General features: G+C 37.2%; 26 protein-coding genes and 1 pseudogene. 6 read left to right on the forward strand and 21 right to left on the reverse strand.

The annotated features are described in order from the left end of the window. Positions 1-498 precede the first annotated feature (498 nt). Positions 499-1,686 (reverse strand): ROK family transcriptional regulator, encoded by a 1,188-nt coding sequence (locus tag LRP81_RS20525; RefSeq protein WP_230504641.1) that lies wholly within the window; start codon positions 1,684-1,686, stop codon positions 499-501. Positions 1,687-1,907: 221 nt separating this feature from the next. Here LRP81_RS20525 and LRP81_RS20530 point away from each other — a divergent pair, with 221 nt between their 5' ends. After that, positions 1,908-2,726: a purine-nucleoside phosphorylase gene (locus LRP81_RS20530; RefSeq protein ID WP_230504643.1), complete on the forward strand. Its 819-nt coding sequence runs from the start codon at positions 1,908-1,910 to the stop codon at positions 2,724-2,726. A 351-nt stretch (positions 2,727-3,077) separates the two neighbouring features. Here the strand turns inward: LRP81_RS20530 and LRP81_RS20535 are convergent, their stop codons facing one another. The 9 genes and pseudogenes from LRP81_RS20535 to LRP81_RS20575 all read right to left on the reverse strand — a co-directional run bounded on the left by LRP81_RS20535 (position 3,078) and on the right by LRP81_RS20575 (position 12,404). Beyond that, positions 3,078-3,878, reverse strand: a complete 801-nt coding sequence (locus LRP81_RS20535; protein ID WP_230504645.1) for an inositol monophosphatase family protein — start codon at positions 3,876-3,878, stop codon at positions 3,078-3,080. 209 nt (positions 3,879-4,087) lie between these two features. Then, positions 4,088-4,675, reverse strand: a complete 588-nt coding sequence (locus tag LRP81_RS20540) for a TetR/AcrR family transcriptional regulator (protein WP_230504647.1) — start codon at positions 4,673-4,675, stop codon at positions 4,088-4,090. Further along, positions 4,676-5,463 (reverse strand): annotated as a pseudogene (locus LRP81_RS20545) (DNA alkylation repair protein). Next, complete coding sequence (locus LRP81_RS20550) at positions 5,457-5,873, reverse strand: VOC family protein (RefSeq protein WP_230504649.1); 417 nt, start codon at positions 5,871-5,873, stop codon at positions 5,457-5,459. The pseudogene LRP81_RS20545 and the gene LRP81_RS20550 overlap by 7 nt, the downstream one beginning before the upstream one ends. 129 nt (positions 5,874-6,002) lie before the next feature. Then, the gene (locus LRP81_RS20555; protein ID WP_230504651.1) at positions 6,003-6,977 is read right to left on the reverse strand and encodes a bile acid:sodium symporter family protein; all 975 of its coding nucleotides are present in this window, start codon (positions 6,975-6,977) and stop codon (positions 6,003-6,005) included. 51 nt (positions 6,978-7,028) lie between these two features. Next, positions 7,029-8,486 (reverse strand): aldehyde dehydrogenase family protein, encoded by a 1,458-nt coding sequence (locus tag LRP81_RS20560; protein ID WP_230504653.1) that lies wholly within the window; start codon positions 8,484-8,486, stop codon positions 7,029-7,031. 1 nt (position 8,487) lies between these two features. Then, entirely contained in the window at positions 8,488-9,228 is a 741-nt protein-coding gene (locus LRP81_RS20565; protein ID WP_230504690.1) for an SDR family NAD(P)-dependent oxidoreductase, read from the reverse strand. 48 nt (positions 9,229-9,276) lie between these two features. Continuing rightward, positions 9,277-10,365, reverse strand: a complete 1,089-nt coding sequence (locus LRP81_RS20570) for a tartrate dehydrogenase (RefSeq protein WP_230504655.1) — start codon at positions 10,363-10,365, stop codon at positions 9,277-9,279. Between the two features lie 227 nt (positions 10,366-10,592). Continuing rightward, entirely contained in the window at positions 10,593-12,404 is a 1,812-nt protein-coding gene (locus LRP81_RS20575; RefSeq protein ID WP_230504657.1) for a sigma-54 interaction domain-containing protein, read from the reverse strand. A 530-nt stretch (positions 12,405-12,934) separates the two neighbouring features. Between LRP81_RS20575 and LRP81_RS20580 the strand changes: the two genes are divergently transcribed. Both LRP81_RS20580 and LRP81_RS20585 read left to right on the forward strand, forming a co-directional pair. Beyond that, complete coding sequence (locus tag LRP81_RS20580; RefSeq protein WP_230504659.1) at positions 12,935-13,291, forward strand: antibiotic biosynthesis monooxygenase family protein; 357 nt, start codon at positions 12,935-12,937, stop codon at positions 13,289-13,291. Continuing rightward, complete coding sequence (locus tag LRP81_RS20585; protein WP_230504661.1) at positions 13,284-13,670, forward strand: DUF3221 domain-containing protein; 387 nt, start codon at positions 13,284-13,286, stop codon at positions 13,668-13,670. Before LRP81_RS20580 ends, LRP81_RS20585 begins: the two co-directional genes overlap by 8 nt. 66 nt (positions 13,671-13,736) lie before the next feature. Here the strand turns inward: LRP81_RS20585 and LRP81_RS20590 are convergent, their stop codons facing one another. From LRP81_RS20590 to LRP81_RS20610, 5 genes are read right to left on the reverse strand one after another with little or no spacing between them, the layout of a single operon-like run. Beyond that, positions 13,737-14,348: a response regulator transcription factor gene (locus LRP81_RS20590; protein WP_230504662.1), complete on the reverse strand. Its 612-nt coding sequence runs from the start codon at positions 14,346-14,348 to the stop codon at positions 13,737-13,739. Then, positions 14,345-15,442 (reverse strand): sensor histidine kinase, encoded by a 1,098-nt coding sequence (locus LRP81_RS20595; protein ID WP_230504664.1) that lies wholly within the window; start codon positions 15,440-15,442, stop codon positions 14,345-14,347. The genes LRP81_RS20590 and LRP81_RS20595 overlap by 4 nt, the downstream gene beginning before the upstream one ends. 15 nt (positions 15,443-15,457) lie before the next feature. Beyond that, positions 15,458-16,144 (reverse strand): ABC transporter permease, encoded by a 687-nt coding sequence (locus LRP81_RS20600; RefSeq protein WP_230504666.1) that lies wholly within the window; start codon positions 16,142-16,144, stop codon positions 15,458-15,460. After that, positions 16,141-16,872: an ABC transporter permease gene (locus LRP81_RS20605; protein ID WP_230504668.1), complete on the reverse strand. Its 732-nt coding sequence runs from the start codon at positions 16,870-16,872 to the stop codon at positions 16,141-16,143. Before LRP81_RS20605 ends, LRP81_RS20600 begins: the two co-directional genes overlap by 4 nt. Beyond that, on the reverse strand, positions 16,869-17,816 hold the full coding sequence (locus tag LRP81_RS20610; protein WP_230504692.1) for an ABC transporter ATP-binding protein: 948 nt from the start codon (positions 17,814-17,816) through the stop codon (positions 16,869-16,871). The genes LRP81_RS20605 and LRP81_RS20610 overlap by 4 nt, the downstream gene beginning before the upstream one ends. 190 nt (positions 17,817-18,006) lie before the next feature. Here LRP81_RS20610 and LRP81_RS20615 point away from each other — a divergent pair, with 190 nt between their 5' ends. Further along, positions 18,007-18,342 carry a hypothetical protein gene (locus tag LRP81_RS20615; protein ID WP_230504670.1) on the forward strand — a complete coding sequence of 112 codons (336 nt, stop codon included), beginning with the start codon at positions 18,007-18,009 and terminating at the stop codon, positions 18,340-18,342. Positions 18,343-18,434: 92 nt separating this feature from the next. Here LRP81_RS20615 and LRP81_RS20620 read toward each other — a convergent pair whose 3' ends face one another. Both LRP81_RS20620 and LRP81_RS20625 read right to left on the reverse strand, forming a co-directional pair. Then, positions 18,435-18,797, reverse strand: coding sequence for a hypothetical protein (locus LRP81_RS20620; RefSeq protein WP_230504672.1), 363 nt, complete (start codon positions 18,795-18,797; stop codon positions 18,435-18,437). A 16-nt stretch (positions 18,798-18,813) separates the two neighbouring features. Continuing rightward, the gene (locus tag LRP81_RS20625; RefSeq protein ID WP_230504674.1) at positions 18,814-19,548 is read right to left on the reverse strand and encodes a DUF2268 domain-containing putative Zn-dependent protease; all 735 of its coding nucleotides are present in this window, start codon (positions 19,546-19,548) and stop codon (positions 18,814-18,816) included. Positions 19,549-19,861: 313 nt separating this feature from the next. On the opposite strand from LRP81_RS20625, the gene LRP81_RS20630 reads away from it, so the two are divergent. After that, positions 19,862-20,335 carry a GNAT family N-acetyltransferase gene (locus LRP81_RS20630; RefSeq protein ID WP_230504676.1) on the forward strand — a complete coding sequence of 158 codons (474 nt, stop codon included), beginning with the start codon at positions 19,862-19,864 and terminating at the stop codon, positions 20,333-20,335. Positions 20,336-20,360: 25 nt separating this feature from the next. Next, the gene (locus LRP81_RS20635; protein WP_230504678.1) at positions 20,361-21,341 is read left to right on the forward strand and encodes a VanZ family protein; all 981 of its coding nucleotides are present in this window, start codon (positions 20,361-20,363) and stop codon (positions 21,339-21,341) included. Between the two features lie 176 nt (positions 21,342-21,517). Here LRP81_RS20635 and LRP81_RS20640 read toward each other — a convergent pair whose 3' ends face one another. The 4 genes from LRP81_RS20640 to LRP81_RS20655 form a co-directional block, all read right to left on the reverse strand. Then, positions 21,518-21,994, reverse strand: a complete 477-nt coding sequence (locus tag LRP81_RS20640; RefSeq protein WP_230504680.1) for a GNAT family N-acetyltransferase — start codon at positions 21,992-21,994, stop codon at positions 21,518-21,520. 25 nt (positions 21,995-22,019) lie between these two features. Further along, complete coding sequence (locus LRP81_RS20645) at positions 22,020-22,913, reverse strand: aminoglycoside phosphotransferase family protein (protein ID WP_230504682.1); 894 nt, start codon at positions 22,911-22,913, stop codon at positions 22,020-22,022. 21 nt (positions 22,914-22,934) lie between these two features. Beyond that, the gene (locus LRP81_RS20650; RefSeq protein ID WP_230504684.1) at positions 22,935-23,624 is read right to left on the reverse strand and encodes a DUF3885 domain-containing protein; all 690 of its coding nucleotides are present in this window, start codon (positions 23,622-23,624) and stop codon (positions 22,935-22,937) included. 114 nt (positions 23,625-23,738) lie between these two features. Next, positions 23,739-25,016: a hypothetical protein gene (locus LRP81_RS20655; RefSeq protein ID WP_230504687.1), complete on the reverse strand. Its 1,278-nt coding sequence runs from the start codon at positions 25,014-25,016 to the stop codon at positions 23,739-23,741. Between the last annotated feature and the right edge of the window lie 361 nt (positions 25,017-25,377).

Here is a 25,377-nt window from a genome sequence, read left to right on the forward strand (position 1 = left end):
CAAAAGACGAATGAGTGCCCGATTTTTCCATTTTGCTATTTTTCGGGCACTCATTCGGCTTTTGTGTGCCCCAATTTTCCATTTTGCTATTTTACGGGCACTTATTCGCCTTTTGTGTGCCCCAATTTTCCATTTTGCTATTTTTCGGGCACTCATTCGCCTTTTGTGTGCCTCTATTTTCCATTTTGCTATTTTTCGGGCACTTATTCGCCTTTTGTGCGCCTCTATTTTCCATTTTGCTATTTTTCGGGCACTTATGTTCCCTATTCTCCAAATAAAGAACGTAAATATATTAAGCAAACTTCACTACTAAATGAGGTGATTGATATGAACATAATGGCTATAGGTCTAATTTTCATCTCTACGGGTATTACTCTTCTGATGTTATCACTAACGGTAACAATGCCCACTGCATTAATGGCAGTTTCCCTTGGAACAAGCTTCCTTATGAATATGGTGGGAACTGGTATCATTTTACAAAAAGAACTGCTTGATCGGTTAAACCAAAGGCTCTTCTGTAAAATAATCCAAGACCATACATCCAGCTCCTTGGGCAACAATATTGTAAGCTGAAGTGGATTTATTTATTTGCACAGTTCTACTAGTATCCCGCATCAGCGCTGTTTTTGCAGCTTCCTCAAAGAATAGAGGCTTAGGCACTAAAGTCCCGCCAAATACTACGATTTCTGGTCTCATCATGAAAATCAAGTTACTAAGGGCAATGCCGAAATAATAGGCTGCATCTTTCACTACTTCCAGACAAAGGGGATCTTTATGCTCAATTGCATGTAAAATATGGTGAAAGTCTATCTCCTCTATCTCTTCTTTTTGAAGAATAGATGATTTTCCACGTTTTAGTAGTCGAATTACTTCGTTACGAATAGCAGTTAAGCTACTATATCCTTGTAAACAACCATAGGATCCGCATGTACAACGACGTCCATGGATATCAATAATGGTATGTCCAAAGGCAGCATTATTTCGTACTAAACGACCTTGAAAAATAGCGCTACAGCGGATTTCGATATCACTGGATACAAAAATTAAATTGTCGGTTTCTTTCCAATAATTCAATCGGTATTCAGCTAAAGCAGCTAAATCCGTCCCATTTCCAAGAAACACTTTGGTGTTATTTTTGCGCTCTAATTCTTCGACAATATTTATATTCCAACCCAATGCAGGGAAAGATTGAGGGTCTTGGATAGTCCCCTTTTCCGGGTCAAATGTATCTAGCATCCCGATGCCAATTCCAAGTAGTTTCTCCTTTTGAATATTATTTTTGACTAAAAGTTCATCTACGCAACGCGTGATAAAGTTTAATGTGTGTTCTCCCGTACAAGCCGTATCCATCTTTAACTTCTCCATACCAACAATATGTAACGTTAAATCCAGAAGTAGCACTGTAGTAAATAAGCTTGTGATTTCCACTCCAACTAGATAGTAAGCATCAGGCTTGACTACATACATTAAAGGTTTTCTTCCACCACTAGATTTCCCAATTCCACTATCATGAATGAGTCCTTCCTCCACAAGTTCATCCAATAAACGGGCACATGTTACATGTTTGAATCCTGTCAGCTCTGTCAGTGTGTTAATTTTTATTGGACCGTGCTTTCGAACTAAGCTGTATAAAAGCTTTAGATTCTTAGCTTTCGGTGACGTTAGTTCTTCAAATTTTTTTAACATACGCTTCCTCTATTCGAACATATTTTCATCCATTATAACTAAAAAGACGATGGAGAGCACACCACTTTTATTCATTTTTACTAAAAGATACATCAATACTCCTATTTCATTCTATATTATCCAATCTCTTTTTATAAAATATATTTTTAGTTGTTTACAAAACAATTCCAACCTATTAAACTGGTCTTAACAAAAGGCGTTCTTAATAGGAGGAATAGTTCATGCATAAGGTTCAAGATATTTTAGAAGCTAGAGATTTTATTTGGAATAAAACAGCTTATCGTCCGACGATTGGAATGATTTTAGGTTCTGGTTTAGGGACACTTGCGGACGAAATAGCAAATCCACTTACCATCCCTTATAGTGAAATTCCTCACTTCGCAAAATCGGAAGCTGTAGGGCATGCAAATGAATTAGTGATTGGTGAATTAATGGGGAAAACAGTAGTGGCGATGAAAGGCCGCTTCCATTACTATGAAGGCTTCACTTTGGATGAGGTGACTTTTCCAGTTCGCGTGATGAAGGCGCTAGGAGTGGAAAATTTAATTATTACAAATGCTTGTGGTGCAGTGAATACAAGCTTTAACCCTGGGGATTTAATGTTGATTACGGATCACCTTAACTTAGTTGGAACAAATCCATTAATCGGGCCAAATAATAATGAATTAGGAACTCGTTTCCCTGATGTATCACAGGTATATAACAAAAACCTTCGTGCAATAGCTTTAGAGGTGGCAGAAGAGCAAAATACCACTTTACAGCAAGGTGTCTATGCTTGGTGGAGTGGTCCAGCATATGAAACACCAGCGGAAATCCGAATGATTCGGACATTAGGTGCAGACGCAGTAGGTATGTCAACCGTACCCGAAGCATTAGTTGCCGTTCACGGGAGCATGAATGTTCTAGGTATTTCCTGCTTAACGAATATGGCATGCGGAATTCTTGACCAACCGTTAAGTCATGATGAAGTTATCGAGGTTGCTGCTTTAGTAAGAGAGAAATTCATTAACCTAGTAAAAGGTACGATAGAAAAGATATAATTTCGAAGACCACCACTGAATCATTAATGGTGGTCTTTCAATTTTTATAGGTTGAAACTAATCTTCTTCTATTACGTATAAAAGTAATAACAATAACAAGATAAAGGTGATTCTATCATGAAATTTGATAAAAAATATTGGATTCTTATGCCGCCATTTTTGGTTATGGCTATATTGTTGATGATCTACCTTCCTCAAGATAAAAAATTGTATTCTCTTTTTGTTATTTTAGTTTTTTAGGTGGTCTATTATGGGTGGAAGTATTTTGATAGGAAAAATACATAAGGAAAATATTAAAAAAAGCTCGTTTTGCCAATAGAGGTAAACGGGCTTTTTGTTTATATACTCAATCTACTCCCCAAGCCCATCCTGCACAAGCTTCATAAAGTATTCTTTATGGTCAGGGTGGCATGCGATAAAGTAAGGTGTTGTCGTGACGCCAGAAAAGTCGTTTCCTTCAAAATCAATGACACAGCCGCCTGCTTCTTTTACCATGAGCAAGCCTGAGTACAGATCTTCTCCCTCGGAATTATAAATAATGACTGCATCAATGTCTCCTTTAGCAAGCATGGCCCATGTGAGGGTTGGTGCCCACGTACGCAGCATGCGTTTACAATTTAAGTCGATATGCTGTCTGAGTTTAACAGCCTTTTCTTCATTTCGTACCGCATGGCCCTGAATCCAACCAATGGTAAATCGATTTGGATTGTCACGCTTTTTTACGGTCATTTCTTGGTCGTTGTAGGTCGCCCCTTTTTGATGGGCAGCAACGAAAAGGCGATCCACCATTGGTTCGTAGACTACTCCAAGTACGGGCTGGTTTTTATATAATAGAGTTATAGATGAGGCATAAACCGGGAGACCGATAGCAAAGTTATTGGTTCCATCTAACGGATCTACCTGCCATAACCAGTCGCTATTCACTTTGTTTGAACCAGATTCTTCACTTGTGATGGAATGGTCCGGAAATTGTTTTATGAGCGTGTCCAAAATAATCTTTTCTGCTAAATGGTCCGCTTCCGTTACAACATCTCCAAACTCATCCTTTTCTTCCACCATGGCAATCTGATCAAATTTTTCTTTTGTAGCTAGCCCTGCAAGCACTATGACTTCTGAGGCTACCAACTTTGCCTTCTCTATTAATCTCTCCATTTGAACCCTCCATATTTTATTAGATTCTTTCATAATGCCCATGCATTATTTTTTCTTACGCATATTCCCCTCAGCTACCAGCTCTTCAAAAATCAAATATAAAAAGACTCCACTTGGAAAAGGGAGTCTTTTTATATAGTAAAAAAATCCTCATATGGATATTATAACCACAGATTCTTCCGTAATCAATACGCCTTATCTTGTCGCATTTAAGATAATTTTTTTAGGCCCTCAAAATATACTCTTAACACATCCATGGACTCTTCTATTAAATCTCGATTTCCTTGTTCTGCTATCCATAAGGCACTTTCGTTCATTGCTCCAGATAGTGAATGGGTCAGTGATTCGACCGAGAGAGTAGGAAAATAGCCATTTTGTTGCATTTGGTCCAATTGGCTATATAAAAGTTTCATGGAATAATTGGCATCTAACTGACGCCAGTCATTCCAACCAATTACTGCAGGACCATCCATGAGAATAATTTGCTTATGATCTTGTTCAATGGATGTGGCGATAAATGCTCTACAGCCTAATAAAAGCTGCTCCCATTGGTCCGGGCTTGTACTTGCTTCTTGCTCTATTTTGTCTGCAATTCTTTTTTGGATAGATTCAACACAAGCAAGGAATAACCCCTTCTTGTTTTTAAAATGGTGATACACTGCCCCACGGGTTAGACCTGATTCCGCAACTATCCCCTCAAGTGAAGCATTCGCATAGCCATGTTTCGAAAAATGCTTTATTGCTGTTTCGAGAAGTAACTGGATCGTTTCTTCTGTTTCTGCTTTTGTCTTCCTCATTTACTTATCACCTATCATTCGCACTATTTCCATCGATCTTTCGTTTCTATCTTTAAGCAAGGAGCGTAAGCCGTGCTTGATTACCCACTTTACTTTTCTACCATGAATAGTATACATGTTTTCCATCCATCTCAATACCTCTTGTTCGTACATCTTGGACAAATCATTAAGGTGATTTCCAACGGACTTTCTGACATAGGGAGATTCATCGGTAATTAGTTTTTCCAATAAGCTTAAGTTGATTGTTACATCACCACAAAGGACATTCATATGTTTTGCCCATGGTAGTCGGGGCCGTGTTCCTTCACTAGCCAGTCTTCTTATGTGCGAGTTACCGTTAGTCGTCCATTTATGTAGTTTCTCTATCATATCACGTTCGTACTTCAGTAAAAATGGCCGAATAGCATACTCCGATGTATGACGTTTCGTATTTCACATAAAGCGTCTATCGATACATCATAATCATCTAGGCCGTACTGTTCCACATAATGAGCTATAGGCATCAAAAAATAGCCATTTGTAAACATCCCTTGCTCTGTTTCATTTTCTGGTCCTAAAATTTGTTTAAATATCTGGATTGCTTCTTCATATGGCAAGTTAAGAGCATGATGCAACTCTTGTGATATGACCGCTACTCGTCCTTTTAACTCTAGCCCTGAAACCCGTTCTTCTACGTTTTTAATGAAGGAGGAAGATGAAAAACCTGGGGATATCTCGGTTATTTGTTGAGATAACTTTTGGGCTAATCTTTTGTCAAAATATGTTTTCAAAGGCGTGTAGCTCATGATTGTTCTTCCTTGAAATGCTGTTGAAACTCTGGAGTCGGCGGGATTTCTTGAATGGCATCAATTAATACGCCATTTGGATCAGAGGTTATAAAGTGACGTTGACCGAAATCTTCATTACGTAAGGGTAATTGTAACGGTAGTTTAGCCTTCTGTATGACACGCTCATAAAGTTCATCCACATCATCTACTTCTATATTTAAGATTAACCCTTTCGTTTGAACATTCCTAAACCCCGCTGGAATCGTTTCGTGGCTACTATGAAGAATAGCAAGCTCAAATTCACCTAATTTGAGACTCACATACCAATCTATTTCAAATACAACTTCAAAATGAAAATAACGCACATAGAAATCTGCCGTTTGCTGCACTTCATTTGTTAAAACAACTGGATAAAAGCTAGATACTTTCATGATTTGGACGCTCCTTTTCATTTAACATACATACAGTATGTATGTTAAATAGTAAAATTGCAAGTGGTTTTTATATAAAAAAACGCATAAAATCAACATCTGATTTTATGCGCATCCATTATTTTTTCTTTATACAATCTTTTTTATCTCTTCCCCATCTTCCTTTTCATCCTTATCAACTGGTGGCTTTCTACCCCAAACTTGGGCTAATAGCGTTCCAGTTACTACTTGCCATGCCGAGGCAAAGGCACTAGGAAGTGCAGCGAGTGGGGTTAAATGTGCTGCTGCTAGTGCGACACCAAGGCCAGCATTTTGAATACCTACTTCTATAGAGATTGCTCTGCGATCCTGTACTGGTAATTTTGTTAACTTTCCAGCATAGTACCCTAATAAGTATCCAAAACCGTTGTGTAGAAATACTGCTAAAAAGACGGTGAGGCCAGCTGTAGCAATGTTTTCTTTATTTCCTCCTACCACCGCGGACACAATAATTAAAATGGCGATGATGGAGAGTAAAGGCAAGAAAGAGCTACCCTTCGTTGACACGGAAGGGATAAATTTATTGACGATAATCCCTAAAATTATTGGAATAATTATTACTTTGATGATGGACATAAACATAGATGTTGGGTCAACTGGCATCCATTGTCCAGCAAGCAGCAATAGCAACAGTGGTGTCATAACGGGAGCAAGTAATGTAGAAACACTTGTCATCGTAATAGATAAAGGTAAATTCCCCTTTGCTAAGTACACCATTACATTAGACGATGTCCCCCCTGGAACACTTCCGAGAAGAATGAGACCTGCAGCAATTTCAGCTGGTAATTGAAGTAAAATGGATATTATAAAGGCAATAGATGGCATGATGGAAAATTGTGCGATAACACCTATAATGACAGGAATCGGTTTCGTAAATACGAGCTTAAAATCAGACGCTTTCAATGTTAAGCCCATACAGAACATAACTAATCCTAATAAAAGAGCAATATGTGGAGCAAATGGAGTAAACCAACTAGGCTGATAAAATGCCACAATGGAAAACAAAACAATTAATAGTGAAAAGTACTTACTAAAAAACCGACTAATTTGATGAAGCGCTTTCATTTTTACTTACCCCCTTCTTTTATAAAAAAAATTAAAAAATTTTAAAGTTGATTAGTATTTTAACGCGATATTCTTTACTTGCGTATAATTACGAATGGTTTCTAACCCTTTTTCTCGTCCAAAGCCGCTTTTCTTGTAGCCACCAAAAGGCATGGCAATTCCGCCACCAGCACCATAATGGTTTATAAATACTTGGCCACATTGCAGCTTGCTAGCAACTCTGTGAGCTCTGCCCACATTTTCAGTCCACACGCCAGCTACCAGTCCATATGGTGTGCCATTTGCAATGTCCAAGGCTTCTTTTTCATTTTCAAAGGTGGTTACCGTTAGAACAGGTCCGAAGATTTCTTCTTGTGCAAGATAGTGATCAGCAGGTACATCATCTAAAATAGTCGGCTCTAGATAATAGCCATCATTTAACCCTTCTCCTTGTTTTCGTTCCCCACCAGTTGCAAATTGGATTCCATCTTTTTTTGCAAGTTGAAAAAAGCTTTGAATACCCTCGTATTGCTTCTCAGAAATGATTGGTCCGATATCATTATTTTCCATCCCCGGTCCAACTGATAAATTCTCCATCATGTTAGCTAGTTTTTTTACAAAAGATTCTTTAATAGATTTCTCAATAACTAACCGTGACCCAGCTGAACAAGTCTGCCCGGCATTTTGCACGATGGATTGAAGCACCCATTTAAGAGTCAGTTCTTCATTACAGTCTGCAAAAACAATATTAGGAGACTTACCACCGAGCTCAAGGGTAACAGGTACAATATTTTGAGCTGCTGCTGCCATCACCTTTTTCCCTGTTTCAAGAGAGCCTGTGAAGGTAATATGATTAATTTCCGGATGGGCTGATAGTGCTGCACCAGCTTCATGACCGTATCCAGTAACAACATTTATTATACCTTTTGGCAGCGATAGCGGCTCTAACAATTCTACTAATCTTAAAGTTGTTAGAGGTGTATCTTCCGCAGGCTTTAATACCATCGCATTGCCCGTCGCAAGGGAAACTGCAATGCTCCTTGCGGCTATTTGAATGGGATAATTCCAAGGAATAATATGACTGACTACCCCCAATGGCTCACGTATCGTATAATCCAAAATTCCAGGTTCGATTGGAATGGTTTCCCCATAAATTTTATCGGTGATACCTGCATAATACTCAAAATATTTTGCTGCTATTTCTACATCCGTTTCTGCTTGTGTTAATGGCTTCCCTACATCTAATGTCTCCAGCTTCGCAAGCTCATCTTTATTGTTCCGAATAATAGCAGCAGCTGTATTCAAAAGCTTTCCTCGATCATATGGTAAAACCGATTGCCAAGCTTCGGAATGAAATGCTCTTTTAGCTGCACTTACAGCCAAATCCACTTCCGCTTTTCCTCCTCTAACTGCATAAGCAAGAATGGAGCCATCTGCTGGATTTTTTATTTCAATAGGATGGTCATTATTTGTGACCATCCATATCCCATCTATATAACAGCCCTTCCGTTCAATATCTATCGCCTCCATTTTAAATCCCCCTTCCACCATCTACATTCATGACAGCCCCCGTTACAATTGCCGCTTCATCTGAACATAGATAAACTAAGGAATTTGCAATATCAATCGGCTGGATTAATCTCCCTAATGGAACACTTTTCTTAAATATGGTTTCTTTTGTATCTTCGGTGCTTGCACCTTTTGCAGTGAATTGCCCCAACATGTTTGTATCAGATGGGCCTGGATTTACCACATTCACTCTGATTCCATACTCGGCTAACTCAATTGCCAATGCTTGTGACAGGGAAACAACAGCACCCTTTGAAGCAACATAAGCATTCAACCCCGGCCTTGGTCTGATCATGGAGATAGACGAAATATTCACAATAACCCCTCTCCCCTGCTCCTTTAAATAAGGGGTAACTTCACGGCAGGTTAGGAATGGTGCAGTAGCGTTTACTGCCATAATTTTATCCCAATCCGCTAACGTTACCTGCTCAATGGAGGTAGCAGGTTGTGCAATTCCAGCAATATTAACTAGACCACTAATCTTCCCAAACTCCGAATTGATTTGCGAGAATGCTTTTGCTACAAGGTTCTCATCTGTTAGATTTACCGCAATGGGAAGGAGCCTGTCTGTTTTTTCTAAGCTATCCACATTTAAATCTAATGCTGCGACATATGCACCCTCTTCTAAAAATCTGTTTACGGTTGCTTTGCCCATGCCACCTTGAGCACCTGTTAGAACAAACACTTCATCTTTTAATCTCATTCTATCCACTCGCTTTCTACAACATTTGGTTAAAACGCTTTCATAATTTTATATATTTTTTGTTAAAGCTGATTTTTTCATTTGCGCTACAATCGCATCGCCCATTTCCTTTGTCGTACAAGAGCCACCTAAATCAGGAGTTCGGACAATTCCTTCTACTAATACATCTTCAATGGAATCTAGCACCAGCTTACCTAACTCCGGTAAATCCAAATGATCCATCATTAAACTAACACTCCAAATTTGCGCAATTGGATTGGCAATTCCCTTCCCGGCAATATCTGGTGCCGAACCATGGATGGCTTCAAACATCGATGGAAACTGTTTTTCGGGATTGATATTTCCTGATGGAGCTAATCCAAGTCCACCTACGATCGCTGCACCTAAATCTGTTAAAATATCTCCGAAAAGATTGCTCCCTAAAACGACATCTAATGATTCTGGCTTCATAACGAAATAGGCTGCCAAGGCATCAATATGATAGAGTTGCGTTTGGATATGGGGATAATCCTTCCTAACTTCATTCACAACCTCATCCCAAAACGTCATCGTATGGTTAATAGCGTTTGATTTTGTCGCAACCGTCAAGTGCTTCTTCTTCCTTCTTTCTGCCAAAGAATACGCATATTGAAGGATTCTTTCACTTCCCTGACGTGTAATAACATTGTTCTGAATCGCCATTTCAAAAGGAGTCCCCGCATGCAGCCTTCCACCCATGTCAGAGTATTCACCTTCTGTATTTTCACGAACGACAATGAAATCCAAATCATCATGGTCTTTATATCTGAGAGGACTATCAATGCCACGTAGTAATCTTATTGGACGAAGATTAACGTATTGTTGAAAGCCTTTCCGTATTGGCAGAATCAGCTCCCATACGGAAATATGATCTGGCACAGAAGGATCGCCTACCGCTCCAAACAAGATGACATCATGATTTTTTAATTGTTCCAAGCCATCCTTGGGCATCATTCTTCCGTTCTGTAAATAATACTGACAGTTCCAATCAAAGTACTCATACGAAAATCGAATACCACCATGGAGCTCTTCTAGTGTTTTTAATACTTTTAATGATTCGTTGATTACCTCTGGGCCAATACCGTCCCCAGGGATAACCGCTATAGAGTAATGTCTCATTTGTTGAGTCACCTTTCGTTTTTTGAATATTCAATTTTATACCATGCAAGTTTTGTGCCAACTAAAGATTCTTTTGCACAACTGTCTCTCCTTCTTTTGTTCCTGCAAGTACTAAAGGTGTGGAAAAAAGTTTTTATTTAAATGAAAAGATTGCTATTAAAAAAGATAAATAGCAATCTCTTTTTATTTTTGTTGTATTTTTCAACAAAACGTTTCATTTTGAATCACTACAAATTATACTCCCGGATTTTCCTCCATAAAGTCGACCGATCTATTCCTAAATATTTTGCTGTTTTTGTTTTATTAAATTGGTATTTTTCTAAAGTAAAACGAATGGTATCTTTTTCGGATTCTTTAATCGTTACGTCTTGACTTCCTACTACCATCCGCTTTTTTGGCAAAAGGAGATTACTTCTACTTAATCTACTTCCATTCTCTAGTAATACCATCCGTTCCACTACGTTTCGTAATTCACGGATATTACCTGGCCAATGGTGTTCCATAAGAGCGGAGTATACCTCTTCACCAACCTCTTCAATCTTTTTCTCCTTCTTCTCGTTTAATTGATGCACCATATGCTGCACCAGAGGTGGGATATCCTCTTTACGGTCCTGCAAGGGAGGAATCTCTAACAAAAGGACATTTATTCGGTAATATAAATCCTCTCGAAAGTTCCCGCTATCCATTTCTTCCTCTAAATCTCGATTTGTAGCTGTTAATATCCGCACATCAATTGGTGTAACCCGCTCCCCACCTATTCTCCTTACTGTTTTCTCTTGAAGTATTCTCAGTAATAAGGCTTGAATCCGTGGTGGCATTTCACCGATTTCATCCAAGAAAAGGGTCCCACCATGTGCTTGTTCAAAAAGACCAGCCTTTCCTCCTTTTTTAGCTCCTGTAAAAGAGCCTTCCTCATAGCCAAATAGTTCACTCTCCAGCAAGCTTTCCGGTAATGCCGCACAATTCACTGCCACAAAAGGTCCATGCTTACGATTACTCTCTAAGTGAATACCTTGGGCAAATAACTCTTTTCCTGTCCCAGATTTACCAGTGATTAAAACCGTTGCATCCGTTAAGGCAAACACTTTCGCCTGTTCTTTTACCCTAGTAATACTTCTTGATTTTCCAATAATACTTCCTAAACTATATTTCGCCTCAAGCCCACTTTGGTGCAGCATTTTTCTTAGCTTTAGCTCCACACTTTTAATGTTGGAGAAGTACTTAATCGTCGAAACCGCACCAACCGTTTTATCATTAAGCAATACTGGCCTTCTATTTACGACTACTTGCTTATCCTGCAGAATCGTAAAATCACCTTGCTCAGATTTACCTGTTTCTAAAATTCGAAGCATATCAGAATGAGGAATATAATCATTAATCTTTCTGCCGACCATTTTCTGACCTTCAAACCCTAGCATCGTCTTTGCAATATCATTAACCAGAGTAATGGTGCCTTGCTTGTCCACTGCCACAATCCCATCATGCGAGGAAGTCACAATAGCTTCCACCTCAAATTTCTTATGAAGTAACTTCTCGATGCTGTCTAATAATGTTACCGCTTGATTCACAATTGACGATAAAGTAGAAAGCGAAGGCTCCACATAATAGACGCTTTGGGTGTGAAGATGATCTTCTTTGTACCAAATAGGGAGTAAATACGAAACACCACTGTTATTTTGCATCTCATTTATATTTATTAACATCATGTTACAATGGATATTTTTTAGCTTTAGTTCACCACTCAGTGAGCGTATTTCCTCATCTGAACCCATAAAGTACAATTTCTCCTCATTCCGCTCTATCCTTTTTTCCACATCTTCTAGATGAATGGTTAATGGGAGGATTGGTATAGAAAGACACTCAAGTTCCTTTTTATAAGCTAAAGGTGCGATGATAATTAACGGCTTCTCCGACTGCTTTGAAAGAGCACTTATGGAACTAAAATAAGTTGGACTTATATGATATTCCAGCAAAAGAATAGAGATCTTGTCGACTAAGGATTTTTCTAATTTATATATCGCAATCACGGAATCACTCATTTCATGAAATTTTTAAATTTTCTAACTAAATTAGATATAATTTAACATATCACATGTTCACTTTGATACTGCATTTTGTTGGAGGTTTTTTAAAGATCGCCAATTGGGGTTCATGAAACCCTTTCGTAGGGTTTGGCGAACTTTTTGTGGTATTTCGGGAACCTTTAGTGCTATTCGTGAAACCCTTTCGTGGTGTTTGGCGAACCTTTCGTGGTATTTGCAAAACCTTTGGTGCTATTCGTAAAAACTTGGGTGGTCTTTCGAGAACCTTTGATGCACTTTTGCAAACCTTTGATGATACCTCTTGTCAGTGTTCATTTTTGCCGGAGTTGCAGCTAATCTTCTTTGGATCACACAGAACCTTGCACCTTTCGTGGTGTTTGCCGAACCTTTGATGGTATTTACAAAACCTTTAGTACTATTCGTGAAACCTTTCGTAGTATTTTGAAAACCAATGATGCATTTTCGCAAACCTTTGATGATTACTTAAATTTATTATTTCTAAATAGATTCTAAATAGGAGGAATTACATGAACGCGGAACATTCTTCAAGGAAGCCCCATGCTCCATATTTTTCGGTTATATTTACATCACAAAGGACTGATGGAGATAATGGGTATGAAAAAATGGCTCAATTAATGGTGGAGCTTGCCGAAAAACAACCAGGTTTTTTAGGTATAGAAAGTGCTAGGGATAACCATTTAGGAATAACGGTTTCCTATTGGCGTTCATTGGAGGACATTAAGCTGTGGAAAGAGAATTCGGCACATAAAATAGCTCAGCAAAAAGGGAAAGAAGAATGGTATGAAAATTATTCCGTTCGAATCTGTAAGGTTGAAAGAGACTACTTTTTTGGAAGCACAGAAGGTGATGCGGTTAATGAATAAATCAAATATCCGACGGTCTTTGGTTAAGTTAGGGGTAGTGTTCATAATTCTTAGTGGAATCTGGGTCATAAGTGAACTTAGTATTTATTATTCAACAAAAGAGAAAGCCCCAACTGATGTAGGTTATGCTGTCTTTCATTATGGAACCCTTTATTTTGTAAAAGGAGACGATATTACCGTTTCTGATTTAGAAAGCTTTTCAGATGAAGATGTGATGTTCTCGGGAAAATTTGATGAGGTATCGATATTAATGGATGGTGGAGTAAAAACAATAGGGAAAAGAATTAAAAGTGGAGATCGAGTGGCTATTTGGTATGAAGAAGTTTTAGAATCTTACCCAGCGCAAATCAAACTAATCAAGATAGAAAAATATAAATGAGCTCATCACGGCATCGTAAAAAAGCTGCTTCATTTATCACAGTTTAGTGAATAATGTTCAGCTTTTTCATTTATGTGTTCTTTGCCAATAATAGATTGCTAATTGTGTCCTATCACGGATTTCTAATTTATCTAGGATGACGGATAGCATATTTCGGACGGTTCCTACACTTAAGTACAGCTGTTCAGCAATTTCCTTATTTGAGAGTCCTTGAGCAACTAAATCTACAATATCAGTCTCTCTATCCGTTAAACCTTCTAACACTTCTTTATCTGGTTCGATGATTGTTTTTAAAACATCTGCATGTAAGACGGTTGATCCTGCTTGTAGCGCCCTAATTTGCTGGGCCATATTTTCAATTGATGCCGACTTTAATAAGTACCCTTCAGCTCCTGCATTTAATGCCAGCCTAATATTTTTCTCATCCTGAAAGGTGGTTAACATCATAATTTGGACGGAGGGATATAATTGCTTTATTCTCTTTGTACTTTGAATTCCATTCATGATGGGCATTTGTATATCCATTAATATGAGATCTGGTTGTTCATTTTGACACAATTCAAGCGCTTCTTGGCCATTTGCGGCTATATTAACGACTTCTAAATCTTTTTCCTTCCCAAGTAATAGTTGTAAGCTTCGACAAACAAGTTCATCATCATCAACGATTAAAAGCTTCATCTATTTTCCTCCCCTTTTTCTAAAGGAATTACACAAACAAGCAAAAAGCCATTTTCCCGACTAATGGATAGGCTTCCTCCCATGGAACGGGATCGTATTTGCAAATTCCTTAAGCCACTTCCAGGATAACTAATTTTTTCCACTGTCCCATTGTCCTGTACCAATAGGCGTACGATCGAGTTAGTTACTTGTAAATCCACCTCGACTATGGTGGCATTACTATGTCTAGCAACATTCGTTAATGCCTCCTTTAAACAGGCTTCTAACAGCGCCCATTGATGAGCTGGAACGAGTAGCATATCGCCAGACTTTTGAAATTTGATAGCTAGCTGTGGAAAATATTGCACAATATTTTCTAAGCTTTCAAAGCCTATCAATGTTGTTGGAGTGATATTATGAACCGTATTTCTTAATTTTTTTGTACTTCGCTCTAATCTATTTTTCACTTCTTCGATAAGTTTCTTGGCTTCTTCAGGATCTTGATCTTGAACATATTCATAGGCTTGGAGTGCTAGTGATGCACCAGTTAAATCATGCCCTAAATGGTCATGAAGTTCTCTAGATATCCGATATCTTTCCATTAATTCTGCCTGGCGAGAAACTGATTGGTTCGCTTCTAGCAGTTCTATCTTTATCTGTTCTAGCTCGTACCTAGCCTTTCGTTGTTCATCTGCCTCTCGCTTAAACATTAGTTGACTTTTTAACGTAAAAAATGAAAAGAAACCAAAAAAGAATGCCTGCAAAAAGTACCAAAATAATAGGTTGGAATTTGCACTCGAAAAGAACAAACTAACAAAAATCAAAAGAGAAAATAACCATTTCCCTTTAAGAGATAGCTCAAAAATTGGTAGAGCTAATCCGTAATAACTGATCGTTGTATATGGGAAATACAAAAAACATAGCAAAACATCTATTAAAACAAGCCAAACTGGTAATGCAAATCTCCACCGTAAACTTGTCATGACCAGTAAAAGAAGGATCAGGATAAAAGAGCTATTCGTCGAATCTTCCATGATCCATAAATGAATCAGGAAGCCAAAATATAAAAAGCGCCAACCATTTATCAGCAACATGGATTCTTTTAGCTTCTTCATCCGTTTCCCACCTTACTAATAGATTCTCTTTACACTTCCGATAATGATAAATACGATTGTATATAACCATAACACACCATTAATTAGTAAAAAATCAAGGATATTTTCTTCAAAAACAATCCAATTAAGTCCTTCTGTTAACCAATAGGTTGGAAATATAACAGCCAGTCGTTTTAATATATCCGGGAAAATCTCTAATGGTATCATTAATCCACCTAAGACAACGACAATAAATATCAGGGACATATATACAAGAAAGGCAACCTCTTTCTTACGATAAATGGAAATCCAAGCTAAAGCAATAGCCAGGGAAGTAAAGCTAAACGACACATATATCAACAATAGCCAGCCTGGCTGATAAAGGTTTTGCCCAAAAAGGACACCACCAAAAACGACAATGGCACATTGGAGAATCAGAATGACCGAAAAGGCTAGTAAATTTTGACTTAAATATTGGAAATGGCTGATTGGCGCAACCGCTAATCGTTTTACCACTCCTTTTTCGCGATCCTCCAGAATAATGGAGGCTAAACGTATCCCAATAAACAAAGTTAAAATCCCAAAATACTGATAACCATATGGAAGAAACGGCCAAACATCTCCTTCAGGCAAAAAAATACAAGCAATCGGGAAAAGAGTGAGAAAAATTAAGTTCGTTGTATTACTGAAGCTTCTTTTTAAGGCAAAGTAAAAAATGGTCACGCTATTCTCCTCCTCCCTAGAGCTAGCATCACTATAAACAAAATGCCAATCGCCACTAAGAGAATATTTGCGTGAAACCATGCCCCTCCAGCATTTGATTCATTCATATCCTGAATCGACATCATGGATAAAGTCAGTGGATTACCATAGGATCCCATAAAGTCAAAAAATGCATTCTTAGGCATGGGGAAAAATAATCCCGCTAATACGACAAAGCCTATTCCGTATATTTCACTCAATCGTTCCGCTAGTTTATAATTTTTCACAGCAAACGTGCAAATTAAGCTAACAATAATGGATAAAATCGCGATTAAAGAAATGTTATAAATCATCCACACCCAATTCATCCACTCAACACCTAGAACAAAGTGCGTATACATCAGCAATATGACACCTATTATGATGGAATAAATTGCCCCACATATCATGATGGAAAAAGCATACATCGTTTGATTAAAAGGCAATGTATACATTCTCATTTTATTTTCCGTAATCAAATCATTGTAAATAAGGTACATGACAATCGAACCACCAAAAAGCTGAAAAACAAGTACTAGCGTCAGAGCATTTTCATTCACATATGGGACTCCCGATTCTGTCACAGACCCTGAAAGAATAAACGAAAAGATACTGATGAGAATGATGGGAACGACAAGTAGCAGCAACAAAACAATATAGTTTCTAACCATTCTGAGTACTGTAAACTTTACGGTTGAAAGAACCCTCATGATTCTTCCCCCTTATCCCTTAACTGCTTCCCCGTTAAAGTTAAAAAGACATCTTCTAAATTGGGTTTATCCGCCTGCATTCCAAGCACACCTGCATGTTCCTTCACAATGGAGATGATGCGATCTAGATTTCCAGAGGCCACTTCCGAAATAATCGTTATTTGGCTTCCGGTAACAACAACCTTTTTCACTCCGGCAACCTTCTCAAGGCTGTTCACTGGAATTTTATCCGGATCGGTTACATCGATCTTCACTTTTTCTTCGTGCTGTACCGCTTTAATTAATTCCTCCACTGAACCCTCTTTAATAATTTGACCTTGATCCATAATGACCACTCTAGTAGCAATCGCTTGGACCTCCTCCATATAGTGGGTGGTGTATAAAATCGTTGTACCATTCTCGCGTAATTTTTTCACCGCTTCTAAAATATAATTTCTTGACTGTGGATCAATACCGACCGTTGGTTCATCCATAATCAAAAACTTCGGTCGATGTGTCAGGGCACAAGCGATGTTTAACCTCCGCTTCATGCCGCCTGAAAATTTGGTTGGCACCTGATTCCCCTTATCTCCCAAGCCAACAAATTCCAACACTTCTTCTACTCTCTTTTTCTTTTCTTCCCCTTTTAGCCCATAAACTCCTGCGAAAAATTGCAAGTTCTCCTTAGCTGTTAATTCTTCAAAAACCGTAATCTCCTGTGTAACAAGGCCCATCTTTTCCTTATTTTGATTCGAAAAAGGATGCTTTGACTGCCCGAAAAGCTCTACCTTTCCCCGTTCAAAAGGCGTCATACCTGTTAACGTTTGAATCAACGTTGTTTTACCTGCCCCATTTGGACCAAGCAAACCAATAATTTCGCCTTCTTGAATATCTAAATCAATATAATCTAACGCAACATGGGAACCATACCTTTTTACAACTCCTTGCATAGAAGCAATAGTCATATTGTTCACCCTTTCTTTCTTATTACCTCCATTGTCACAATATCTATGCTCTATAAATAGTTACATTTGTCATTAAATAAGGGAGACTGAGGATTTGCATTAAGTCAGGAATTTCTGTATGCTTTCACAAACTAATTGATTAAAATTAAGATAGAGAAAAATTTTACTTTTTATTTTTCAGGAGGAAATTATGACCTTTGAAGAGTTAAGAAACAATAAACCTACGACACAATGGCTTGAAGATGATGACGAGGAAATTTTTACTGAAGAAAATATACATGCAACAAATAAAGTTCTTGAAACTTACATTAGTAACTTAGAAAAGCTTGGAAGTAATCCACCTGAAGCTGAAATTATGCAAATAGTTAAAGAAGTAGTCATTGGTTTAAATGAAATAAACGAGAAATGTGATTATTTTATTGAAACAATGGAGAGAGAAGATTTATATGATTATATTGATGCAGCCGCTCAAATAGCTGGTTTAGAATCTGACGAGGATATTACGGAAGAATGGAGAAAGTGGTGAAAAAAGGAGCGAATTTCGCTCCTTTTTGTTGAAGTTCACAGTCGTATCGATAACAGGTTTTACCCAGCTTGAAATCGTAAAAGGTTATACGTTTAGTCCACAGATTCCCCACCAAAGACGGTAGTGGTATCCTTCCAAACTGCCATATCGATTGCTATTTGTTTAAAGTGTTCCGGTTTTACCCAGTTTTCATTATTACTAAGGAATTCTTGAAAAGGCTCCAATTCCAATGTAGCTTCGTATTCTGCATTTACCATCTCTACAATTTCCTGATATTGCGTATACAATTCAGCTTTTTGTTTTTGAGTTAAAAATAGTTGTGACACCGTTTCTTCCTTATCCGAGTAAGGTAAATTCTTATCTTCCACCACTTGTTCATTTAACGTCTTATCAGCTACACAACCAGCTAATAATATGGTTCCAAGTAAAACTCCCATATACATAAATTTTTTCAAAAATGTCACCGCCATATTAATTTAGAATGCTAGCAAAATCAGTTCTCTCCACGATGTCCTTTGCACTATAATAGGTCCACTCTTCTATAGTAATCTCAGGATTTTTTTCTATGAAATTCTGCATGATTTTAAATCCACCCCTGTAATTGGACCAACTTGGTATTCCTTCATAGGAGTTTCCCAGATGCATTTTTTGTAAGTGTTCTTCTTTATAAGAGTATTTATGCTCATAAATAAAATTCCAAACCACATCGTTTTCTGTTTCAGATAATGGTTCTATCCAAGGAACTTCATATTCTGGATATGCTATCTTAGTAAGGATATCAGCCTTTCCTTCCATTACTATTCTGTCTAATAGATGCTGACTTCTAAGTTTATATTCAGGATCCTCCATGTATACGGCATGATGATATTCATGAATGATCGTATATTTTATTTCTTTTTCCGTGTAAATTTGTGGGTCAATCTGCAACACTATGGATCCTGAACTTACAGCAAACCCCGCTACCCCTTGTAAGTCCTCAGATGAATACCCTGAATAAAATGGTAGAATATAAATGTTATAGTCTCCCCTATTTAATAGGTTAGTTGCATCCTCCAGCCCTTCCTGAATGGCTTTGGTTATTTTTTCATGCTGCGAGTCTAATTCCAAAATTGAATTTTGTAATCCTTGAATATCATTAGGTACAGAAAAATGTGGATCATGTTCTAAATTCCATTGGTTTAGCTCTTTGCTTTTTGGCACTATCACTTTCTCTTTAAAAAGCTCAGACCTACTAGAAGCCTTCTCTATATTATCTAAATAGTCTATGTATCTATCATAATAAGGAATAATATTAAATTGTTACTCATTTATTGTGAAGCTTTCACTTGTACTGTTAGTCAAATTTAGTTCGTTAACTTGAGTGCTTGTGCACCCAATAAGTAAAAAAGAAATTATGACAAAGCAGAATAGTAGTCTCATAAACACCACACTTTTATTACAATTAATATAAATAATACCATATTTTTCTATTATAAGGTGTGGTATAAATTTTTAAAAAAATAGTAGGAGCCCTATCCATATGAAAAATTATATCTTCAGAATGATGGACGACAGAGAAGCGAAACAGATTGCAAATTGGCAATATGAGGCCCCATATTCTTTTTATAATTTTAAGAATGATGTTGAGGATTTAAATGAATTGCTAGATTCCTCCTTAAGAGGTAACAGCTATTTTTCTGTATATGACCAAACAGAAGAATTAATTGGATTTTTTTGTTTTTATCAAAAAGAAAATGCGATTGAGATTGGATTAGGTTTAAGGCCAAATTATACAGGCATGGGATTAGGCTTAGAATTTTTGAATGCTGGTTTACGTTTTGCCATTAGCCATTTCGATTCGCCGGAAGAAATAATCTTAGCGGTGGCTACATTTAATAAAAGAGCTATACAACTGTATGAACGAGTAGGTTTTATAATTACCGGAACTGAAATAATTGCAACAAATGGTGCTGAATATGAATTCTATCGAATGAGTAAAAAAATTATTAGTTAGAAAGCTTTCTAGAAAGGTGATTAACGTGTACAAAGGAAAATTAAGAAAAAATACATTAGTAGTCTTAGGGTTATACACTCTGTTAACTCTGTTCTTTTTGTTTGTTGGATTTGGTAGAGGCTTTCAGTTAGAGGGTATGAGTTATAACTTAGAATTTGATAAAATTCCTTTGAATTTTCCTTTTGGAAGAGAGTTCACCATCTGGTTTTTTGATATGGGGAATTTTTTTGCCTTTATTCCTTTTGGTGTGATCATTCCTCTTTTATATCGTTGTACGTTTGTGAGGTTTACATTGCTCTTTATTCTTAGCATTACGGTTATTGAAACTTTGCAGATGATTACTGGCTTGGGTGCTTTTGATGTAAATGACATTACGATCAATACATTAGGCGCTATGGTCGGGTATGTTTCGCAAAAAGTAGTGGTTTCTAATAACGATAAATTAGAAGGCATGGTAAGGATACTAATTACATCTGTTGTGTTTTCCGTTATTACGATTATGGTAGTGGGGAGTGTAAATAAATATTTGGATACACCAGGTCCGAAGATTGCTTTACATGATTTTTCAAATAAAGCAGAGGAGGATTTATCACCTTTCGTTGTAAATCAAGAGGAAATTAGTCCTGAGATAAACAAGTATGTTTTGAGCTACACAGATGCGTTTACTATTACAAGCTTAGATGAGGATTACAAAGCAATGACCGGCTATGTGGCAATAGCTGACGGGGATTTTGAAGGCAGTATCACCATCTCTTTTATATCAGAAGGAATAGTAATTTATGAGATAGGCTTTATGGCAAGCAAGCTTGACAATGAATGGATGACTTTTCATATTCCTTTAGAAGGCGTTAATGATCTTTACATAAGCTATTCAATAGATGAGGAAGAAGAGACATTGACTGATGTTATCCTATGGGACATGTATTTAATAGAAAGTAATCGTGGGCAACGAGCATTGCATAATTTAAATGAGTTTATTAGTAAATTGTTTAGGAATAGTGAATGATTCAATGATCCATCATCCATTAAAAGAACTTCACTTCATGTAGAATAATGACATAGAGTGAGGTTTTTTATGTTAATAAAGCCTAGGAAATTGATGATAGTTTCAACGTCTGCATTCGCATGATAAGTGGATAGGATAGGAACATAAATATAGAATCAGGTAATTATCTTTGCTCTTTAGATTAGTTCTTTTTCCATAATATATTCATCGTACGGTAAGCTTTCAAGTGGTCGTTTTCCTACAATTGCGTATCCGTATTTTTGATACATTTTAGGTAAATATGGATGGGGTTGGGCTACTGTTAATCTAATTACTTTTTCCTCCATACTAAAAAGCAGTGATTCTCCATATTTGATTAGTTTAGTAGCAATGCCCTTTCCTTTAAGAGAAGACTTTACAGCTAATCTACTAAGTACATAACACTGCCATTCTTCATTGTATTTAAACCTTACAGTTGCAACAATGTTGTTATTCTCCATGTCTTTAGCTGTTATTAGTATTGTCTGGTTAATCCATTCTTGAATTTCGTTTTCTGCTACATTGGAAGCACTTGCTGGTAGACCTAATTTTTCATTTTCCGAATATGCATCACGGTAAATTTTTTTTAAAGCTTTTGCATCGTTCTTTTCTGCTCTCCCTATAATTACTTCCATTTAGAACCTCCAAAGAATTTACGTTTTATTGTCTTATTTTTCTAAGCTCAGTAAATCTACTTAGCGAAGAATCCCAATCTATGATTTTATTATTTTTAATCATATACAGAAGGTTATGAAAAACCGGCTGCAGCCCGTAAAAGTTACTGACTCTACTATAAATGGAATCCTTACATTCAGAAGTTTCATACCATTCCAGAACATCCTTGGTGAACTTTGGACCCAAAGCCCAATAAAGACCAGCAAAATCAAATGCTGGATCACCTATTTGGCAATCAGTAAAATCTATTACTCCTTCCAAACGTCCTTTGTTCTCGTTATAAATAATATTTGATGTCGTTAAGTCCCCATGTATAATACATTTTCTAAATGAAAGAGTTTGATTGCTATCAATAAATTCTGTAAAGAAATTAGTAATGTCAATTCTATCTTCATTTTTTATAAATGGAAATATATACTTTTCAGTTGATAGAAAGAGGCTCTTCCAATAATCCCGATTATGTATTTGTTGTAAGTTAGTATCATTTAATTCTGATAGATTGATACTATGTAATTTAGTGAGAAACTCACCTAATAATTTTGCATTTTCAGGATTATTACTTACATTGCCCATCCTGCATTCTGTCAACGACTTACCTTCCAAAAAAGTATATTTAACTCCCTTAACTCTATTCTTATAATAGATTAAATCATACTCTGGGATTTTTAATATAGGTTTTCTTATCCTCAGACATTTCAAAACCTTTACTTCATCTAACATCTTAGTTAAAAGTTCCTCTGTTTTTGGCAGCCTCAACACTATCTCTTTATTCACGATAATAATATTATTGTCCCAACCCTCGTCATTAACCTCTATATTACTGATCTCCACATTAGGTAAAAAGTTTTTAGTAAGTCTAACCAAATTACATTCATCCATTCTTACCAACCTCTATTCTAGTTAATCCATTCTCGACTCCTTCTCCTCACGACAACACTCCTCCACCCATTCCGCATATTTGTCATAGAGTTTACGTATTTGTCCATCATCACTCGCAATTACTTCACAGCCTCGGTCATCATAAATAAAAAGAATCACATTCTTCGTGACGTTGATGAAAAACACATTGGGATAATCACCATTAGGATGGTGCAGCCTTGGCTTTAATGAAGGAAAGTCCTGATTGCAAATAGCCTTTATGAGCGCATGATAACGAATGTCTTGTTTGCGACATTTTAACGAGAATTGGGTGGTACACATTTCCTCTGCTTCTGCTTCTTCTTCATCCTCAAACATATAGGGCAGGGTTTCTTGCTTTAAATGAAACCGGATATCTTTGTTTTTTATATGATGACTGTAAACTTTGAGCTTCCTACTCCTTCTTTTAGCATCCTTGTAGTGATACACATTTGTTACTACAAAAATTTCATCTATATCTGAGAAAATTTCATTAAAAAGTGACGCAGCTTGATAATAAACTGTCTGAAAATAAGCTGGATTAAGTTCGTCAGACTCCTCTTTCAATTGATACAACCCTTTACCAAATTCAAAATGAATACCTGAGTTCCATTGATTAAATAGACTTGGTTTTATAACAAGTCCAGGGAATGTAGTGTTCATAAATTCTTTTAGTTCCGATGTATATTTCATATGTTACTATTTACTCTCCTGATCTAATTTTATATTTATTCCAAAAGCATTTTCGTTTCTAATGTGATTTTCTGGGACAGCTAACTATTTGTTGCTTTTTATCATAAAAGCACCTCACTTATCCAAATCCGCTAACAAAATCACTTCACCAGTTGCTGCGTTCACTCCATGTTGGCAGTCCAATTTTCCACATAAAATATATTGTTTTTGTTCAAAGTCAAAAACATAGTAAGGCTTTAGCTCAAACCATTCCTTGATTTTCATGAATGCCTCTTCCTTTGTGATGGTTACGTTTTCCGCTGCTTGAAAGGAATCATACATCTCCAGCATCATTTTGTTATCTACATAATTAATGGCTTGCAAGCTATTCGGATCAATCATGACAATTAGTTTTCTTTGTAAGACACCTTTGCTCTGGTTGTTAGCCTTTAATGTTGCATGTATATAGCCCTTTTCACGCTGAAGGGTTGCGATTATCCATTTTCCCGTGTCATTTGGATACTCCTGGCGTAATAAATCCTTCACTGCCGTTACACATTCTTTTTCCTCTTCTTTACTAATTGGATAAGTAACGGGAGATGGCTCATTGGAAAATGCTTGTGCAGCGGAAACTTCCGCACTCCAACTAATTTCTTGCCTTTCAAACGATGTATAGCTTGGTTCGTCCCAATAAATGATTTCGTCTATCTTTGTATATGCCCCTACATCCGCAATGATTTCAAAAGGAATAGTTGCCGCTCCATCATTCGCAACAAAGATTTCTTCCACCGCGTAAACAGGGATTAATTTATTTTGTTCATAGGATGGAAGTTCTACCAATTTCAATTGCTCCACAGCTATCTGCTTTATCTGTTCCAGAGAAAGTGTATATGATTCATCTTTTACTAACTCATGAGTTGGGAATGGACCATGAACAGAGAATGATAGGAGCTTTCCTGCCTCATTACATGTCACATCAATAAATGCTGATGGAGATACTGGTATTCCATCCACACGTCCTAAAAATTGGTAGTCTCCCTCACTTTCTTTATGTAATTGAAAATGCTTATTATATGTGAGGCCCGTCTCCTCTTCAATCCATTCAATGATCGTTCTCGTCTTAAGATTGGCAAAAGTTATCCCATTTTCCGCATACGTCTTATCCATGACAAAAATTGCACTTTCAAACCTTCTAGTATGCACATTTATTTCAATTACTGCAGTACCATCAGGGTTTGTGTCCTCATCTTCTAGTTCTGTTTCGTGACTCGGAAACCACTCCATCCAAAGCATATAAGCTGTATCTCCGTAAATATTAACGTTTTGCGAAAGTCCATGTCTCTGTAAGTAATAGTCTTCTAATCCAAATTTATTTTTCGTTAGATCAACTAATTCTTGTATTCTTCTATCCACTCTCTCTCCGCCTCTCACCTTAATAATAACGCCCTTCGTATTATAAGGTCATCCAGATTGCTTATTTATCTGGTTGGCCTATTTTTTATAGGTTATTCTTTAGGTAGTCGGGGTAGGACGTTCGCGCCCTTGGGACTAATTGATCCCGTCCGTTATACTGTCCACCCCCTACTTGTAGAAACATGTTTGAGGCTGGTTGGGGCTTTGACCCCGCATAACAAGCGAAGCTATGATACTACAAGATAGACAGGGGCTACCGACAAATCTAATAATTGGAGATGTGATAGACTATGGATCCAGTGATTGGCCTGGATGTCGCAAAAGGAGAAAGCCAAGTTCAAGCTTTCCTGGCAAGAAAGCG

Origin of the sequence: Sutcliffiella rhizosphaerae, from assembly GCF_917563925.1 — a bacterium.
GTDB classification, from domain to species: Bacteria; Bacillota; Bacilli; order Bacillales; family Bacillaceae_I; genus Sutcliffiella_A; species Sutcliffiella_A rhizosphaerae.

What these genes read in the sequence shown, in the direction of transcription:
- LRP81_RS20525 (WP_230504641.1), bottom strand. Translation starts at nt 1,686, where the DNA reads ATGTTAAAAAAATTTGAAGAACTAACGTCACCGAAAGCTAAGAATCTA.
- LRP81_RS20530 (WP_230504643.1), top strand. Translation starts at nt 1,908, where the DNA reads ATGCATAAGGTTCAAGATATTTTAGAAGCTAGAGATTTTATTTGGAAT.
- LRP81_RS20535 (WP_230504645.1), bottom strand. Translation starts at nt 3,878, where the DNA reads ATGGAGAGATTAATAGAGAAGGCAAAGTTGGTAGCCTCAGAAGTCATA.
- LRP81_RS20540 (WP_230504647.1), bottom strand. Translation starts at nt 4,675, where the DNA reads ATGAGGAAGACAAAAGCAGAAACAGAAGAAACGATCCAGTTACTTCTC.
- LRP81_RS20550 (WP_230504649.1), bottom strand. Translation starts at nt 5,873, where the DNA reads ATGAAAGTATCTAGCTTTTATCCAGTTGTTTTAACAAATGAAGTGCAG.
- LRP81_RS20555 (WP_230504651.1), bottom strand. Translation starts at nt 6,977, where the DNA reads ATGAAAGCGCTTCATCAAATTAGTCGGTTTTTTAGTAAGTACTTTTCA.
- LRP81_RS20560 (WP_230504653.1), bottom strand. Translation starts at nt 8,486, where the DNA reads ATGGAGGCGATAGATATTGAACGGAAGGGCTGTTATATAGATGGGATA.
- LRP81_RS20565 (WP_230504690.1), bottom strand. Translation starts at nt 9,228, where the DNA reads ATGAGATTAAAAGATGAAGTGTTTGTTCTAACAGGTGCTCAAGGTGGC.
- LRP81_RS20570 (WP_230504655.1), bottom strand. Translation starts at nt 10,365, where the DNA reads ATGAGACATTACTCTATAGCGGTTATCCCTGGGGACGGTATTGGCCCA.
- LRP81_RS20575 (WP_230504657.1), bottom strand. Translation starts at nt 12,404, where the DNA reads ATGAGTGATTCCGTGATTGCGATATATAAATTAGAAAAATCCTTAGTC.
- LRP81_RS20580 (WP_230504659.1), top strand. Translation starts at nt 12,935, where the DNA reads ATGAACGCGGAACATTCTTCAAGGAAGCCCCATGCTCCATATTTTTCG.
- LRP81_RS20585 (WP_230504661.1), top strand. Translation starts at nt 13,284, where the DNA reads ATGAATAAATCAAATATCCGACGGTCTTTGGTTAAGTTAGGGGTAGTG.
- LRP81_RS20590 (WP_230504662.1), bottom strand. Translation starts at nt 14,348, where the DNA reads ATGAAGCTTTTAATCGTTGATGATGATGAACTTGTTTGTCGAAGCTTA.
- LRP81_RS20595 (WP_230504664.1), bottom strand. Translation starts at nt 15,442, where the DNA reads ATGAAGAAGCTAAAAGAATCCATGTTGCTGATAAATGGTTGGCGCTTT.
- LRP81_RS20605 (WP_230504668.1), bottom strand. Translation starts at nt 16,872, where the DNA reads ATGAGGGTTCTTTCAACCGTAAAGTTTACAGTACTCAGAATGGTTAGA.
- LRP81_RS20610 (WP_230504692.1), bottom strand. Translation starts at nt 17,816, where the DNA reads ATGACTATTGCTTCTATGCAAGGAGTTGTAAAAAGGTATGGTTCCCAT.
- LRP81_RS20615 (WP_230504670.1), top strand. Translation starts at nt 18,007, where the DNA reads ATGACCTTTGAAGAGTTAAGAAACAATAAACCTACGACACAATGGCTT.
- LRP81_RS20630 (WP_230504676.1), top strand. Translation starts at nt 19,862, where the DNA reads ATGAAAAATTATATCTTCAGAATGATGGACGACAGAGAAGCGAAACAG.
- LRP81_RS20640 (WP_230504680.1), bottom strand. Translation starts at nt 21,994, where the DNA reads ATGGAAGTAATTATAGGGAGAGCAGAAAAGAACGATGCAAAAGCTTTA.
- LRP81_RS20645 (WP_230504682.1), bottom strand. Translation starts at nt 22,913, where the DNA reads ATGGATGAATGTAATTTGGTTAGACTTACTAAAAACTTTTTACCTAAT.
- LRP81_RS20650 (WP_230504684.1), bottom strand. Translation starts at nt 23,624, where the DNA reads ATGAAATATACATCGGAACTAAAAGAATTTATGAACACTACATTCCCT.